Annotated in this window: 12 protein-coding genes and 3 pseudogenes; 8 read left to right on the plus strand and 7 right to left on the minus strand. The window is 68.2% G+C overall.

Going from position 1 to position 13,724, the window contains the following annotated elements:
• Positions 1-126: 126 nt before the first annotated feature.
• Complete coding sequence (locus ACZ7IB_RS30040) at positions 127-927, minus strand: DeoR/GlpR family DNA-binding transcription regulator (protein WP_470916929.1); 801 nt, start codon at positions 925-927, stop codon at positions 127-129.
• A 192-nt stretch (positions 928-1,119) separates the two neighbouring features.
• On the opposite strand from ACZ7IB_RS30040, the gene ACZ7IB_RS30045 reads away from it, so the two are divergent.
• On the plus strand, positions 1,120-2,004 hold the full coding sequence (locus ACZ7IB_RS30045) for an SIS domain-containing protein (RefSeq protein WP_470916930.1): 885 nt from the start codon (positions 1,120-1,122) through the stop codon (positions 2,002-2,004).
• Between the two features lie 7 nt (positions 2,005-2,011).
• Entirely contained in the window at positions 2,012-2,959 is a 948-nt protein-coding gene (locus tag ACZ7IB_RS30050) for an acyl-CoA thioester hydrolase/BAAT C-terminal domain-containing protein (RefSeq protein ID WP_470916931.1), read from the plus strand.
• A gap of 342 nt (positions 2,960-3,301) precedes the next feature.
• Here the strand turns inward: ACZ7IB_RS30050 and ACZ7IB_RS30055 are convergent, their stop codons facing one another.
• From ACZ7IB_RS30055 to ACZ7IB_RS30075, 5 genes and pseudogenes are all read right to left on the minus strand, one after another.
• The gene (locus ACZ7IB_RS30055) at positions 3,302-3,886 is read right to left on the minus strand and encodes a hypothetical protein (RefSeq protein ID WP_470916932.1); all 585 of its coding nucleotides are present in this window, start codon (positions 3,884-3,886) and stop codon (positions 3,302-3,304) included.
• A gap of 113 nt (positions 3,887-3,999) precedes the next feature.
• The gene (locus ACZ7IB_RS30060; protein WP_470916944.1) at positions 4,000-5,121 is read right to left on the minus strand and encodes a DmpA family aminopeptidase; all 1,122 of its coding nucleotides are present in this window, start codon (positions 5,119-5,121) and stop codon (positions 4,000-4,002) included.
• A gap of 210 nt (positions 5,122-5,331) precedes the next feature.
• Positions 5,332-6,021 carry a 4'-phosphopantetheinyl transferase family protein gene (locus ACZ7IB_RS30065; protein WP_470916933.1) on the minus strand — a complete coding sequence of 230 codons (690 nt, stop codon included), beginning with the start codon at positions 6,019-6,021 and terminating at the stop codon, positions 5,332-5,334.
• A gap of 108 nt (positions 6,022-6,129) precedes the next feature.
• Positions 6,130-6,291 carry a hypothetical protein gene (locus ACZ7IB_RS30070; protein WP_470916934.1) on the minus strand — a complete coding sequence of 54 codons (162 nt, stop codon included), beginning with the start codon at positions 6,289-6,291 and terminating at the stop codon, positions 6,130-6,132.
• Positions 6,292-6,340: 49 nt separating this feature from the next.
• A pseudogene (locus tag ACZ7IB_RS30075) lies at positions 6,341-8,263 on the minus strand (MMPL family transporter); the annotation flags it as partial.
• 187 nt (positions 8,264-8,450) lie between these two features.
• Between ACZ7IB_RS30075 and ACZ7IB_RS30080 the strand changes: the two are divergent.
• From ACZ7IB_RS30080 to ACZ7IB_RS30105, 6 genes and pseudogenes are all read left to right on the plus strand, one after another.
• On the plus strand, positions 8,451-8,708 hold the full coding sequence (locus ACZ7IB_RS30080; protein WP_470916935.1) for a hypothetical protein: 258 nt from the start codon (positions 8,451-8,453) through the stop codon (positions 8,706-8,708).
• A 208-nt stretch (positions 8,709-8,916) separates the two neighbouring features.
• On the plus strand, positions 8,917-9,093 hold the full coding sequence (locus ACZ7IB_RS30085; RefSeq protein WP_157987183.1) for a hypothetical protein: 177 nt from the start codon (positions 8,917-8,919) through the stop codon (positions 9,091-9,093).
• 567 nt (positions 9,094-9,660) lie between these two features.
• Positions 9,661-10,407: pseudogene (locus ACZ7IB_RS30090) on the plus strand (beta-galactosidase small subunit-related protein); the annotation flags it as partial.
• 591 nt (positions 10,408-10,998) lie between these two features.
• On the plus strand, positions 10,999-11,214 hold the full coding sequence (locus ACZ7IB_RS30095) for a hypothetical protein (RefSeq protein ID WP_470916936.1): 216 nt from the start codon (positions 10,999-11,001) through the stop codon (positions 11,212-11,214).
• Entirely contained in the window at positions 11,202-11,645 is a 444-nt protein-coding gene (locus ACZ7IB_RS30100) for a tail fiber domain-containing protein (RefSeq protein ID WP_470916937.1), read from the plus strand. Before ACZ7IB_RS30095 ends, ACZ7IB_RS30100 begins: the two co-directional genes overlap by 13 nt.
• A 783-nt stretch (positions 11,646-12,428) precedes the next feature.
• Positions 12,429-13,406: an HTTM domain-containing protein gene (locus ACZ7IB_RS30105; protein WP_470916938.1), complete on the plus strand. Its 978-nt coding sequence runs from the start codon at positions 12,429-12,431 to the stop codon at positions 13,404-13,406.
• Positions 13,407-13,578: 172 nt separating this feature from the next.
• Here ACZ7IB_RS30105 and ACZ7IB_RS30110 read toward each other — a convergent pair.
• Positions 13,579-13,724, minus strand: a pseudogene (locus ACZ7IB_RS30110) (IS1380 family transposase); the annotation flags it as partial.

Below are 13,724 nucleotides of genomic sequence, written 5' to 3' on the forward strand. Positions count from 1 at the left end.
CCACGGGCGGTTTCGGGTCCCCCCCCCCTCCCCCCTTCCGCGCACCCCCCCTTGTTCGCGCCAGAGAAAAAAAGAAAGGGGCGTCCCCCCCCACGGGGGCCCCCCCCCGCCGTTCGGACGAGTGGTTCAGACAGCGATGACCGTGACGCCGGCCTCTGCGAAGCGGGCGGTCGCCTCGGGCGTGATCCCCTTGTCCGTGACCAGGAAATCGACCTGACTGAGATCGCAGACCCGCGCGAAGGCCCGCTTGCCGATCTTCGAGGAATCGGCCGCCACGACCACCCGTTGCGCCTGCTCGGCAAGCAGCCGATTGATGCTGGCCTCCCCCTCGTGGTGTACGTACGCACCGCGCTCGGTGTCGATCGCATTGACGCCCAGCACGGCGACATCCAGCGTGATTTCGCCCAGCACCCCGCTGGCCAGCGGGCCCGTCAGCTCGTACGACTGCGGCCTGGCCACTCCGCCGGTCACCACGATCTTGATCTGCGGCCGGATGACCAGCTCGTTGGCGATGTTGAGGGCGTTGGTGACAACGGTCAGGGTCGGCTGACCGCCCGTCCCGGCCGCGGTGTCACCGACGACATCGGAGCGCACCGCCAGCGAACGGGCCACCTCGGTCAGTGTCGTACCGCCGGTCAGTCCCACCACTTCGCCGACCGCCACCAGTTCCGAGACGGCGCGGCCGATGGCCTGCTTCTCCGGGGCGTGACGGCCGGTCTTGTAGCGCAGGGCCAGTTCGTAACTGACACCGTGCGCGACCGCGCCACCGCGGGTACGCGTGAGCAGTTGCTGCTCGGCGAGCTGGTCCAGGTCACGACGGATGGTCGCGGCCGAGACATCCAGCGTCGCGGCGGCGTCCTCGACCTCCACTCGGCCGTTTTTACCGACAAGTTCCAGCAGCGCGTTCCACCGGGCATCCCTGGACAAGAGAAATCTCCTTACGAGCCCGGGCTTCGGGCACCCATCCCCTTGGGTACGTGTCACCGGACACGCGCAAGCGTCGCACAAGGCTTCGTCCAGTCAAGCTTCCTGCAAGCAGAATGCTTGATAATGCTTGTGCATCGCGTATAACGTGCGCAAACGAGCATCCCAAGCCCACTACGAGTACGGAGTGCAAGAGTGTCATTCGTCGAGATCGAGACAGCCAGTCAGCCGGAGTGCTGGCGCCGCGCCGCCGAGCTGGCCCAGACGCAGGCGGCCGCTCTGCCCGCCACCGGTGAGCGCATCGCGGTCGTCGGCTGCGGCACCTCGTTCTACATGGCCCAGGCGTACGCCGCGCTCCGCGAGGAATCCGGACAGGGCGAGTCCGACGCGTTCGCCGCATCGGAGTTCCCCTTCGGCCGCAGCTACGACCGGGTCGTGGCGCTCACCCGTTCAGGCACCACGACCGAGGTGCTGGAACTGCTCGACCGGCTCCGTGGTGTCACCCGCACAGTGGCCATCACCGCCGACCCGGACACTCCGGTCATGACGTCCGCCGACGAGGTTGTCGTGCTCGACTTCGCCGACGAGCAGTCCGTCGTGCAGACCCGGTTCGCCACCACCCTGCTCACACTGCTCCGCGCCCACCTCGGTCTGCACACCGACGCCGTGGTCCGCGATGCGGAGACCGCACTGGCAGAGCCGCTGCCCGAAGGCCTGCTGGACTGCACCCAGTTCACCTTCCTCGGCCGTGGCTGGACGGCAGGACTCGCCAACGAGGCCGCGCTCAAGATGAAGGAGGCGTCCCTGTCCTGGACAGAGGCGTACCCCGCGATGGAGTACCGCCACGGTCCCATCAGCATCGCCACCACCGGCACCGCGACCTGGATGTTCGGCACCGCCCCCGAGGGCCTTGCCGAGCAGGTACTCTCGACCGGCGCCCGCTGGGTGGAGAGCGGCCTGGACCCGCTGGCCGAGCTGGTACGCGTCCAGCGCCTGGCGATCGCCCGCGCCGCCGCCCGCGGTCTGGACCCTGACAGCCCGCGCCACCTGACCCGCTCGGTGGTGCTCGCGGGCGGCTGACCGACCGATGGACATCGTCGAGCGCACCTTCGACGGTCTGGGCGGGGGTGCTCACAAGGCTGCCCACGGAACCCCTCGCGAAGGCCCTCACCCGGGCATTCGCGAGGGCTTTCTGGCCATGCCCGCGCGCGGCCGCGTGCATGGCGGCGATATCGGGGTGCTCGTCCTCTCCGGGTCCAGTGGGCGCATCGATGACGAGCGGTGCCGGATCCTGGCCCGGGAGGGCCTGACGGCCTTGTCGATCCGCTGGTTCGGCGGGGTCGGGCAGCCGCCCGGCATCTGTGAAGTCCCGCTGGAGACTTTCGGGTCCGCGATCGAGGTGCTCCGCGCGGGCGGTACCCGCCGGATCGGCGTCCTGGGTGTGTCCAAGGGGGCGGAAGCCGCCCTGCACCTGTCCGTGCTGCTGCCCGGTGTCGACGCGGTGGTGGCGATCTCCCCCACATCAATGACCTGGGCAAACGTCGGCCCCGGCCGGGACGGACAGACCCGGCCCCAGCGGTCTTCGTGGACCTGGCGGGGTGAGCCGCTGCCGTTCGTCCCCTATGACACCTCCTGGGCGCCGACGCGCCCACAGCCCGAGGGCGTTCCGGTCGCCGTCCGTGGCTGGTACGAGCGCAGCCGGCAGACGTTCGCCGACCGCGTCGATGCGGCGACGATCGCGGTGGAGAAGTCCACCGCCGAATTCGTGCTTGTCGCCGGCAGGGACGACGCGATGTGGCCTTCGCTGCCCTACGCCGAGGAACTGGCCGCCCGTCGCAGGGCGGCCGACCTGCCCGTACGGGTGATCAGCAGCCCCGACGCAGGCCACCGCCCGCGGCTTCCGGGCGAGGGCCCTGCTCCCTCGTCCGCGCACTTCCTGTACGGAGGCTCACCCGCGGCGGACGCGGCACTTGGGACGGCAGCCTGGCCCCACATACTCGACGTGCTTCGCGGCGCGCGTCAGGGCGGCGCCTGACGGCACTTGGGCGCGTCGGGCGTCTGCTGCGGCGCGTGTGACCGCGTGCTGGGCCAAAGTCCGCGAGCGCGGCGAAGTGCGGCAGCCGCAGACCGTGCTCGGCAATGCCTGAGACCAACACATCGTGCCCGATCCGCGCGACATGGCTCACCAGGTACGCGGCCGGGCACCCGGTCCCACCGCGCACTGCGCTGCCGCACGCCCCGTGCCGGCCTCTCAGCCACGCCACCGCCCGGCATCCGCGCGGTCGGCGAGTCGGGGGGCGGGGCCATGCCTGCGGTCGCGACGGGGCCGGCGGTCGTTTCGGCCGCCGGCCCAGCCTCTCGGGCGACACCGCCGTGGTCAGGACTCTTCGAAGTAGACGTCCAGGACCGCGTCGAGTTCTTCCGCCCACTGCTTGAGGTTGCTCCTGGCAGGTGCCTCGACCTCGGCGTTGAACCATCGACGAGTCGACATATGGACCGTAACGGTGAACCGGCGGCCGAACCGAGGAGTCTTCACCTCAACGGCACCGATCTCGTCCCAGTGGAACTCGGCCTCCTGGTCGTCCAGCCGGAACCGGACGCCGTCACGGTCCGCGGTGATCGACCCACGGCGGTCGCTCACCTCGAATTCGGGGCCGTCCTCCGCCTCCTTGTCGTCAGCCGCCGCTTCGGCAGCGGCTTCTCCGTCGGCTGTCGCATCCTCGGATACGGCCGCCGCAACGGCATCGTCGGGGGCGACGGCGCCGGACGCCTGCTCCTCTGTCCTTTCCTGGTCCGTCTGTTCCTGGTCCGTCTGTTCCTGGTCCGTCTGTTCCTGGTCCGTCGGCTCCTGACTCGTATCCGGCTTTCCGGCAATAACAGGGGCCGTGAGACCAGGGATGTACGCCGGGTCTGTCCCCGCGGCGTACCCGGGCTGAGTGTTCGGATCTATGCGCTGCTCCACGGCGGGCAGTATGGCCGACGAACCTGTACGAGACCAGTGACCGCCACGCTCTGCGCCTGTCTCCCCCGGCTGCGACCTCCGAATGCGCCGTCAGCCATGCCTTCCGCGCTGCGTCACTGTCCGCGCGCCGCCAGAAGTTCGGTCACCTGGTCCAGCGGGAGCGCCGGGACGTGGTGACCCGCCCGGCCGGTCATCGAGTGGGCGGCGGTGAGCACATTGAGCACCGCCTCCTCCACCGACTCGACCACCGCGCCGTAGAAGGGATCCACCCGGCCCCATGGCACGAAGCGCATCGACTCGTACGGCGCGCTGCCGTCGTTCGCGGGAAACGTACTGGTCAGCGCGGACGGGTTGGCCGTGGAGAAGGCCAGGAAGAGATCCCCGGAGAAGTGGCTTCCGGTGGTGCCGGTGCGGGCGAGGCCCAGCGTCACCCGGCGGGCCAACGCCTTGCACTGCCCCGGCAGCAGGGGCGCGTCGGTCGCCACGGCCACGATCACCGAGCCCGCGCCGGGCGGCACCTGGGGCTCCGCACCGGGCGCCGGTTCGGGGACCGGTGTCTCGGCCGGATCGGACAGCTCACGTCCCATCGGCACACCGGCGACCATCAGTTCGCGCCGTGCGCCGAAGTTGGCCTGCACGAAGGCGCCGACGGTGTAGCGGTCCTCGCCGTACTGCACCACCCGCGATGCGGTCCCCGAGCCGCCCTTGAAGCCGTAGCAGCGCATGCCGGTTCCGCCGCCGACGCATCCCTCCTCGACCGGGCCGGAGGCCGCCGCCTCGATCGCGTCCGTCGCGTGACGGGACCTCACGGCCGAGCCGTGGATGTCGTTGAGATGGCCGTCCCAGGTCTCGGTGACCACCGGCAGCAGCCACTCCGGCGCCATACCACAACGGTTGGCGCGCACCCACTCGACCACGCCGCGGTGCACCGGGCCGACCGCGTACGTATTCGTGATGACCACCGGCACGGCGAGCGAGCCGCTCTCCTCGATCCAGGCGGTTCCGGTCATCTCACCATTACCGTTGAACGAGTGCCAGCCGGCCGCGCAGGGCGTACCCACACCGTCCCGCCCGCGCGGCAGGAGCGCCGTAACTCCGGTGCGTACGTCCTCGCCCTCGACCAGGGTGACGTACCCGACCTCGACACCGGGCACGTCCGTGATCGCGTTCCACGGCCCCGGCTCACCTGACAGAGGGATGCCCAACTCACGTGCGCGCTTGCGGTCTTCGCCCATGCGGTCTGCACTCATGCGGTCAGAGATTACGGGAACACCCGCACGTCGGACGAGGTGCGAGCCGACGTTTCATCGTATCCGGCCTCCCCGCCTCTGATGTTCGAGACGACGCGTTCGGTAACCGGCGTGATTCTCCCGGGTCTCCTCACGCGTCGCCCCGGACTGCGCGCCGTGCGATGTACCGCAGCAGTGACGGCATGCGGCGCCCCGCTACCCGGTGGGCGCTTTTGGCTCGCTCCCGACAGCGATGGCGGTCACCACGAGACCGTCCGCGACCAGCCAGCGGCCGCTGAAAGCCGTAGGGGGCGACGTTGACCCCGCGGCCAGGTCCGGCTCCGTGGCGGAGATCAGCAGCCCGGCGGTGAAGGTGCCGTTCGAGTGGAGCACGATGTCGGCCTGTTCGAAGCCGAGCCAGCGGTGGGTGAGCGGGAACCATGCCTTGTAGACGCTCTCCTTCGCGCTGAACAGCAGCCGGTCCCAGCGGATCTCGGGGCACGCCCGACGCAGATCGAGCTCGCGCTGCTGTTCCGTCGCGAGCGCAATCGTCTCGCGCACCCCGTCGGGCAGTGGCTCATGCGGCTCGGCGTCGATGCCGACGGTGAGCACATCCGCCCGGCGGGCGACTGCAGCTGCTCGGTAGCCGGCGCAGTGGGTCATGCTTCCGACCACTCCTGCCGGCCATATCGGCGCACCACGTTCGCCTTTCAGGATGGGGGCGGGTGCGACACCGAGCTCGCCGAGCGCGCGGCGGGCGCACCAGCGTGCGGTGGTGAACTCCTTGCGCCGGACCTCCACGGAACTACGGATCAGCTCTTCCTCGCCGGGAAAGAGAGCCGCGTCGGGCGGGTCGGAGAGCGCCTCGGCGACGGCCACCTGGGACGGCAGAATCTTCTCGATCATGTTCCCCCTCGTACCGGCTGGTTGATCCATCCTCTACATCGTCTCCGAAGCCTGCCCGAAGACTGAAGAATTTTCAGTTCGTTGCGAACCGGACCGGTGTTGCAACTGTCACGTCAGGACCGAGGAATCGGGTTTCGTCCCGGCGAGGCTCGGCCAACGGATCTGCGTGGCACACAGGGATACGAGGATGGCCGAGGCGGCGACGGCGCCCATGCCCCACACCAGGCTGCTGGCGCTCGCTATGAAGCCGATCACCGCGGGCCCGGCCATATGTGCCTGGGGTGCAGCACACGGGCACGCTGCACCCCAGGGGTTCCGGTCAGTGGCTGCTGCTGTACTGCGGGAGCCGGTCCTCGTCCATGTGCTGGTTGTCCGGTGCCCGTTGGGTGAGCTTTTCGCCTTCGATGTCGACGTCGGGCAGGATGCGGTCGATCCAGCCGGGCAGGGACCATGCGCGCTTGCCGAGCAGAGCGAGCGCTGCGGGCACGATCGTCATGCGGACGATGAAGGCGTCGAAGAAGACCGCGATCGCGAGGCCGAAGCCCATCGACTTGAGCATGGCGTCGTGCGAACCGACAAAGCCGGCGAACACGGAGATCATGATGAGGGCTGCGGCCGTGACGACCTTCGCGCTGTGCCGGAAGCCGGACTCGATCGCCGTGCGGGCATCCGCGCCGTGGACGTATGCCTCGCGCATACGGGTCACCAGGAACACCTGGTAGTCCATGGCCAGCCCGAACACAATGCCCACCATGAGGATCGGCATCAGGCTCATGATCGGGCCGGTCTGGTCGAGGCCGACCAGGTCCTTGAGCCAGCCCCGCTGGAAGACCGCGACGAGTGCGCCGAGGGCGGCCAGCACCGACAGCAGGAAGCCGAGCGCGGCCTTGAGCGGCACGAGGACCGAGCGGAAGACCAGGATCAGCACGAGGACGGCCAAACCGACAACGAGGGCGAGATAGGGCATGATCGCGGCGCTGAACTTGTCGGAGATGTCGATGTTGAGCGCGGTGGTGCCGGTGACCATGGAGCGGGCCCCGGAGGCCGACTCCGTGTCGGCGGCCAGCGAGCGGATGTCGGCGACCAGATCCTTGGTGGAGTCGCTGCCCGGTCCGCTCTTGGGGATGACGTTGATGATGGCGGTGTCGCCGGCCTGGTTGAAGACGGCGGGTGCCACGGTCGCCACGTCCGGCAGGTCTGCGATGCCCTTGCCCATGTCAGCTGCGGCGCTGCGGGCGGTACCGGGGGCTTGGTCGTCGACGGTCACGGTCAACGGACCGTTGAAGCCGGGTCCGAACGACTCGGCCAGCATGTCGTAGGCCTTGCGCTGTGTGGAGGAGGGGGCTTTGGAACCGTCGTCCGGCAGTCCGAGCTGCAGCTGCGCGGCAGGCAGGGCGAGGGCGCCGAGGGCGACCACCGCGAGTACCAGGACCTTCACCGGCTTGCGCAGGACGTATGCAATCCATCGCTGCCCCGGCGTCGCTTCGGCAGACTTGGCTGCGGGCGTCTCCCGGGCAGTCTGCTTGCGCGCGTTGCCCCGTGCCCGCTCGGGGGCGAATGCCAGCAGTGCGGGCACGAGGGTGACGGCCACGAGTACAGCGATGATGACGGCGCCGCCGGCGGCGAGCCCCATCGCGGTGAGGATGGGCAAGTTGACCACGGCCAAGCCCGCGAGGGCGATGACCACGGTCAGGCCCGCGAAGACGACGGCGGAGCCGGCCGTGCCGTTCGCACGCGCGGCGGCCTCCCTCGCCCCGTATCCGGCGGCACGTTCGGAACGGTATCGGGAGACGATGAACAGGGCGTAGTCGATGCCGACGGCAATGCCCAGCATCGTCGCCAGTGTGGATGTGCTGCTGTTGAGGTCGAACGTCGCGCTGAGAGCCTTGATGGCGGCGATGCTCACGCCGACCCCCACGACGGCGGTGAGCAGGGGGAGGCCCGCGGCGATCAGAGAACCGAAGGTCATGACCAGGATGACGGCGGCAAGGGCGAAGCCGATGGCTTCGGCGGAGGCGCTCCCCTCGGGCGCGGCCGGCGCATCCCCCGACGCCTCGACCGTCAGTCCCCGGTCACGGCCATCGGCTAGGGCGTCGTCGATGCCGGTGTGATCGGCGTCCGTCAGGTCGGTGCCCTTGACGGTGTAGGTGACCTGGGCGTAGACGGTGGTGCCGTCCGCGCTGACCGTCCTGGCCGCGAAGGGATCGCTGACCTGGCCGACGCGCGGAGAGGAAGAGGTGATACATCGTCAGGTTTGCCGTACGCCCCCGGGTTCCCCGCCGCCGAACGCCCGCGCCTCCGTCAGCCGACGCCGATGGGGTTGACGAAGGTGCCGGGGTGCGTGGCGTTCTGCAACCGGATCCCGAGCGCCGACAGTGCCGTGACCAGCAGGGCCGCCGCTGACGTCGCACCGGCCGGCACGGCCCGACGTGCGGCCGACCGCGCCACCCGCCCCCGAGGGCGACTCCTTCGACGCGGTCCTGCGCCTGCCGAGCCAGGGCACGAGCCCTGTCGACCCGGTCGCCGAGTGCGGCGAACTGTGCGGGGACCGTCACGGAGCTGAGCAGCGCGAGGCCGGCCGCGTGGACGGCGACCTTGTCGAGATGGTCAGGCAGAGGTTTGTATTCGGAGTGGAGGCCATCCTCGATGGTCTCGAAGTTCGGCCGTCCCCCATCAGCATTCCTTGACCGCTGTCACCGAAAGTTGATCACCCTGGCAGGACCTCGGCCGACGCGAGCCATACCCCATTCGCCTCGCAGTGGTTGCTGTAGCGCGGACGTGGGGGTGGGCTGTCAGAGGACGCCGAGCGATAGTCGCAGGCGCCGAGGAGGCACGCCCCTTGCCGAACGAGCGGGGCCGGCCCTCCGTCAACCCACACGAGACTTGGAGATTCCCATGACATACCGCCAGGGACAGCGCGTCGAGTACCGGGACCAGCAGAACCAGAAGCAGCAGGGCGAGATCCGGCAGACCGAGGGCAGCGGGGCGCAGACTCGCTACGCCGTCCAGAACGAGAAGACCATGCGAGAAGAGAAGATCAACGAAAGCCAGATCGAGCGAGAGCTGTCGTAACGGCCCTCTGGATGCGGCCGCCGTTGCAATGTGCAACGGCGGCCGCACGCTCTCGCTCGGCAGCGGAGTCCCTCGATTCCCGCTGATCGCGGCCGAACTACGGGGACAACGGGGGTGTCTGGCGTTGCCGGGGTGGGTCCGGAAGGTGCGGCGGTACGCGTGCACGTCCCAGCCCGTCACCCCGATGGTGGACGCGGTCTCCCGGCGCGAGCGCCCTGCGGCCAGTGGCTCGTCTCGGATCGTTCGCCGGGTGATCGACTGACGGCCCGACCTCCTGCAGACTCTCCAAGTTGTGATCAACCTCGGCACCGCTCGTTGCACCATCGCAAACCGCAGCTCGACCCAGCTCGCCAAAGAACCCCGTGCCCTTCACGCGATGGAGCACCGAAACGCGTCGAGCACCCCACCGGTCCGAGTGAATGCAGGTCAGGCGCCCTGAGGTGATGGCGGTGCTCGGGCCGACTCCGCTTCGAGGGCACGTTTTCGTACCGGACGGATTCACCGACCTGCCTCGCATCGGGATCGTCATGGCGACCGGCCGGATTCGAGACGTGTACCGGCTACGGACCGCACAAGACGTACCCCGACCGGAGCGCCTCGGCCCTGACCAGCACCTGGACCTGGACCTCCACGGTCGCCGAACTCGCCGTCCCCTACCTACGGCCCCAGGGAAACGGCGGCCGCGCCCACACCGTGTACGCCCGTCTCGCGCGCGCCGACAGCAGCGAGCTCGTCCTCGACTTCGACCGGCCCCTGCAGTTCAACGCCTCCCACTCCACCGCCGACGACCTCGCCGGCGCCCGTCATGTCATCGAGGCGGAAGCCGAACGGCTCCGGGACGCACTGCGCATCCCGCAGATGCGCCAGCCTCCGCAGGTCGAGCAGGCCATGGGTCGCCAGGCCATCGCCCTGCTCAGACAACTTGATGCTGCCTGCACCAGTGTCGACGACCTCTCCGAAGCGACGGTGGAGTCTTTTGACACGCACCCGGACGCCGAGATCATTACCAGCTTTTCAGGGCTTGGGTCTCTCACCGGCGCCCGGGTGCTCGCCGAGATCGGTGACGACCGATCCCGCTTCGCCGACGCTAAGGGACTCAAGGCCTTCGCCGGGGCCGCACCGGTCACCCGGGCGTCCGGCAGAAGCCTCGCGGTCACAGCCCGGCGGGTCAAGAACCAGCGCCTGGCCTCGGTCGGATACGTATGGGCCTTCGCGAGCCTGACCGCCTCACCCTCATGCCGAAAAGGTCGGTGGACAGATCGCGCCGTTCGGCGCCGACGAGCATGCGCGGGACGAGACCCCAGCGCGCGAAGGGCGTACGCCTGACCCGGTACGGCAACATCCCAGCCGCCCGGGACCTTTCCCAGCGCGCGGCGGTGCTCCTGGCCCGCCCGTAGACCAGCGCGGGTGCCTCAGCAACATCCGCGCAGGCCCGTTGCCGTAGGACAAACCGACGGGCTCGGCTTGCGGCGTCGTTTCCGTGATCGATGAATATTCTCCAAGCAGTTGGCACCCGGAAGCATGGGACGCGGCATCACCCTCAGCGTCCAGGGCACCGGTCGTGGCATGGCCGTGATCATGACCTCGGCCCACCCAGCTTCGATCTACGTCATCAACGGGACCAGGCCGCACATCATCCGGCCCCGCCGTGCACACGCACTGCGTTTCCAGGCAGGTGGGCAGACCGTGTACGCAGCCGTTGTTCGCCATCCCGGAACGACTGCGAACAACTTCCTCGCTCGGGCTCTTCGCGAAGCGCTCTGATTCAGACTGCCGGGGTCTGGTCAACGTCTGGTGGTGCTGCTCGTGACCGACGAGGGGCGGTGTCGTTGCCTGATTGATCTGATCTCTGACTAACCCGGAGCGTGCTTCATGTCTCTTACCGCAGCTACCCGACTTGCTGCAGTGTCCTCCGCTGCGATCGCCGCCGTGTCGGTGTGCCTGGGCGCAGCCTCGGCGGCCGAGGCTGCCGAGCCCGCGCAGGTGCGGGTGGTGGAGCAGAGCACCGCCCCGGCCGACGACAACCCCGGGGGCTCCGCTCAGTTCGTCCCGCTGGGCAGTCTGCTTTTCTCCGACCGGGCCGTAAAGACCAGCGTGAGCCGGGTGCGATGGGATCGCTGACCGAACGCCTGCACCGCGCCCGGGCCGCCGGCATTCGGGCCTACCGGGCACGCCTGCACCCCGACACGCCCAATCCCGCCGGAATGACGTCCACGGCCTCCGGGGAAACAGTCACCGAGGCGGGTGACGGCGTAAACGGGTTCGACGTCCTTGCGCGAGTGGTCCGTCTACCGGTGAGCACATGGCGGTACCGGTGGGAGGACGACGAAGTGCGCCACCTGGGGCCGATGGCGCAGGACTGGCGGACCCACTTCGGCCTGGGAACCGATGACAAAACGATCTGCTGCACCGATGCCAACGGCGTCGCGATCGTGGCGATCCAGGCCCTGCACCGGCAGCTCACCGACCTTCAGGCTGAGGTCAGGGAACTCCGGGCGCAGAAGGCCGAACCGGCAGCACACGCACGTGGTGCGGAGACCCCACGCGTCTGACCATCTCAACCGCTGCGCCTGGCTGTGGCTGGGTGCAGCGGTTGTGGATGGGATGACGCGGGTACGCCCAGCGGCCGCGCCCATGCGCTGCGATTCCAGACTGGCGGGCGGACCGTGCCACCCTGATTCACGTACGCACGAACCCGCCCATTCGCCTGGTAGGAGGTCAGAACGGGAGATGTGGAACAGCTTCTCAACTCGTAGAAGACCCGCAGCGATCTCCACCATCTGCTCCGGCAGCCTCGCGCGTCACGACACGATGGCAGTGAACTCGTCTGATGTTCGCGCGTCCACGCGTCGGAATCCGGTTGGCGGAAGCCCACCAGGTCCGTGGTCGGTTCGGCGCCATCACGGTCGAGGTAAGCGTTGAATTCGGCCATTAAGGTGGCCATGGCAACCCGCTCCGGCACAGGATGGAGTGAACGAGCCGAACTGCCCCGTACCGCCGCCGAGGTTGCCGACGCCGCGCCTCCCGGACGTGCCGCACCGCGTAACGGCTGCGGGTCGCGCAACGGCCGCCGAGTCCTCGGCTTCCCCTTCTTCCGTACGAGAAGACGTCTCAGGACCAGGCCGAGAGGTTCATGTCCCGGTACTCCCTGGCGCAGATGCCGGGCGTGTGCGACGGGCACCCTGTGGCCGTCCAGATGTGCGCCTACCTGCACGAGCTGCCACCTTGGTCCAAGCGCAAGGATGCTTCCGCCAAGGGAACCATCAAGTATCAGGACCTGTCCTGGAGAGAGGCTGACGAAACAAAATGAGGAGGGTACTGACCCGAATCGACAGATGGGCATCAAGCCCGTAAGCGTGGTCGGCGTATCAGGGACCCGGGTCCTCCTCGGGTTCATCGGCCTCATGTTCTATGTGAGCCAGTATGGCGACCGGGAGTTCCTGTTCGGCCCGGACGGTGTACTCCCGTGGCGCGAGTTCACTGAACGTATCGCTGCCAACGACTCCTTCAGCCTGTACGCCATCAACTCCTCCAACGCATGGTTCCAGGTGATCTTCCACCTGGGGATCATCGCCGCACTGATGGTCATGCTGGGCATAGGGGGGAGGGTAGGACTGGCCGTCCACTGGATATTCCTGTGGTCGATATATGAGCGCCAGACCGTACTGCTCGACGGCGGAGACAATCTCGCCTATCTCGTCATCCTCATGCTTCTCCTGACGCGCTGCTACGACCGGTTCTCTTTCCCCAGCGGGATCGGTGAAAAAATCGTGAACCGTCGCCCCGGGCAAGTGCGGGCCATAGGAGACCCGCTGCACAATATCGGTGTGGTCGCGATAGCTCTCCAAGTGTGTCTGGTCTACATCGTCAGCGGCCTCTACAAGGTGCAAGGGCAGATGTGGCAGGACGGTACGGCGCTCTTCTACGTTCTCAGGGTTCCGGAGTTCACTTTCCCCGCCCTGTCACACTTCGTTTACGAGAATGATTTCCTCGTCTTCTCGGGGACCTACGTGACCGTGCTCTTCCTCGTCTACTTCCCCTTGGGCATCCTGGTACCAGCCCTTCGGCCGTGGGCCGCCGTCATGTCGATCGGTTTTCACCTGGGAATCGCCCTTCTCATGGGACTGACCGGATTCGCCCTGACCATGGTGGCCTGCGATCTGGTCTTTCTGAGCAGGGGGCTCGACGAAGCGATCTCCCTAGCTGGCCAACTGCTTCGGAAAGTGCGTTCTCGCATCGGTGATGGAAGCACGCCGGGAGTGAACTCGCCCAGCGAAAAGGGCCTCCCCGCACCCCTGCCGACTGCGGAATAAGCCAGTTAGCCTCGATCTTTCGTGGCGGGCTGCCGGATCTTCCGGCGGTCCGTTTTGGTTTGTCGCGCTGGTGACTGGCAGAACTGTGGCCCGGCTGTCGCGTCGGGTGGGCGCCGGGTTCCACGTTCCGGTGATGCAGTTCAGGCTCGTTGGGACGGGTCGTTGTTTCTGATCAGCCAGGGTTCGGGAGGGCGTTGAGCCGCTGGATCGCGCCTGTGATGATGTCGGTCCAGGGCCAGTGGCGGGTGAACCGCAGGTATCGCCGGCGGCCGGTGGTGACAAGCTGGGCGGCGGCGGAGAACAGGCGAAGTCGCAGGC

The sequence above is a fragment of the Streptomyces sp. NPDC037301 genome (assembly GCF_055602785.1).

What these genes read in the sequence shown, in the direction of transcription:
- ACZ7IB_RS30060 (WP_470916944.1), bottom strand. Translation starts at nt 5,121, where the DNA reads ATGGGCGAAGACCGCAAGCGCGCACGTGAGTTGGGCATCCCTCTGTCA.
- ACZ7IB_RS30070 (WP_470916934.1), bottom strand. Translation starts at nt 6,291, where the DNA reads ATGGCCGGGCCCGCGGTGATCGGCTTCATAGCGAGCGCCAGCAGCCTG.
- ACZ7IB_RS30105 (WP_470916938.1), top strand. Translation starts at nt 12,429, where the DNA reads ATGGGCATCAAGCCCGTAAGCGTGGTCGGCGTATCAGGGACCCGGGTC.
- ACZ7IB_RS30100 (WP_470916937.1), top strand. Translation starts at nt 11,202, where the DNA reads ATGGGATCGCTGACCGAACGCCTGCACCGCGCCCGGGCCGCCGGCATT.
- ACZ7IB_RS30065 (WP_470916933.1), bottom strand. Translation starts at nt 6,021, where the DNA reads ATGATCGAGAAGATTCTGCCGTCCCAGGTGGCCGTCGCCGAGGCGCTC.
- ACZ7IB_RS30085 (WP_157987183.1), top strand. Translation starts at nt 8,917, where the DNA reads ATGACATACCGCCAGGGACAGCGCGTCGAGTACCGGGACCAGCAGAAC.
- ACZ7IB_RS30050 (WP_470916931.1), top strand. Translation starts at nt 2,012, where the DNA reads ATGGACATCGTCGAGCGCACCTTCGACGGTCTGGGCGGGGGTGCTCAC.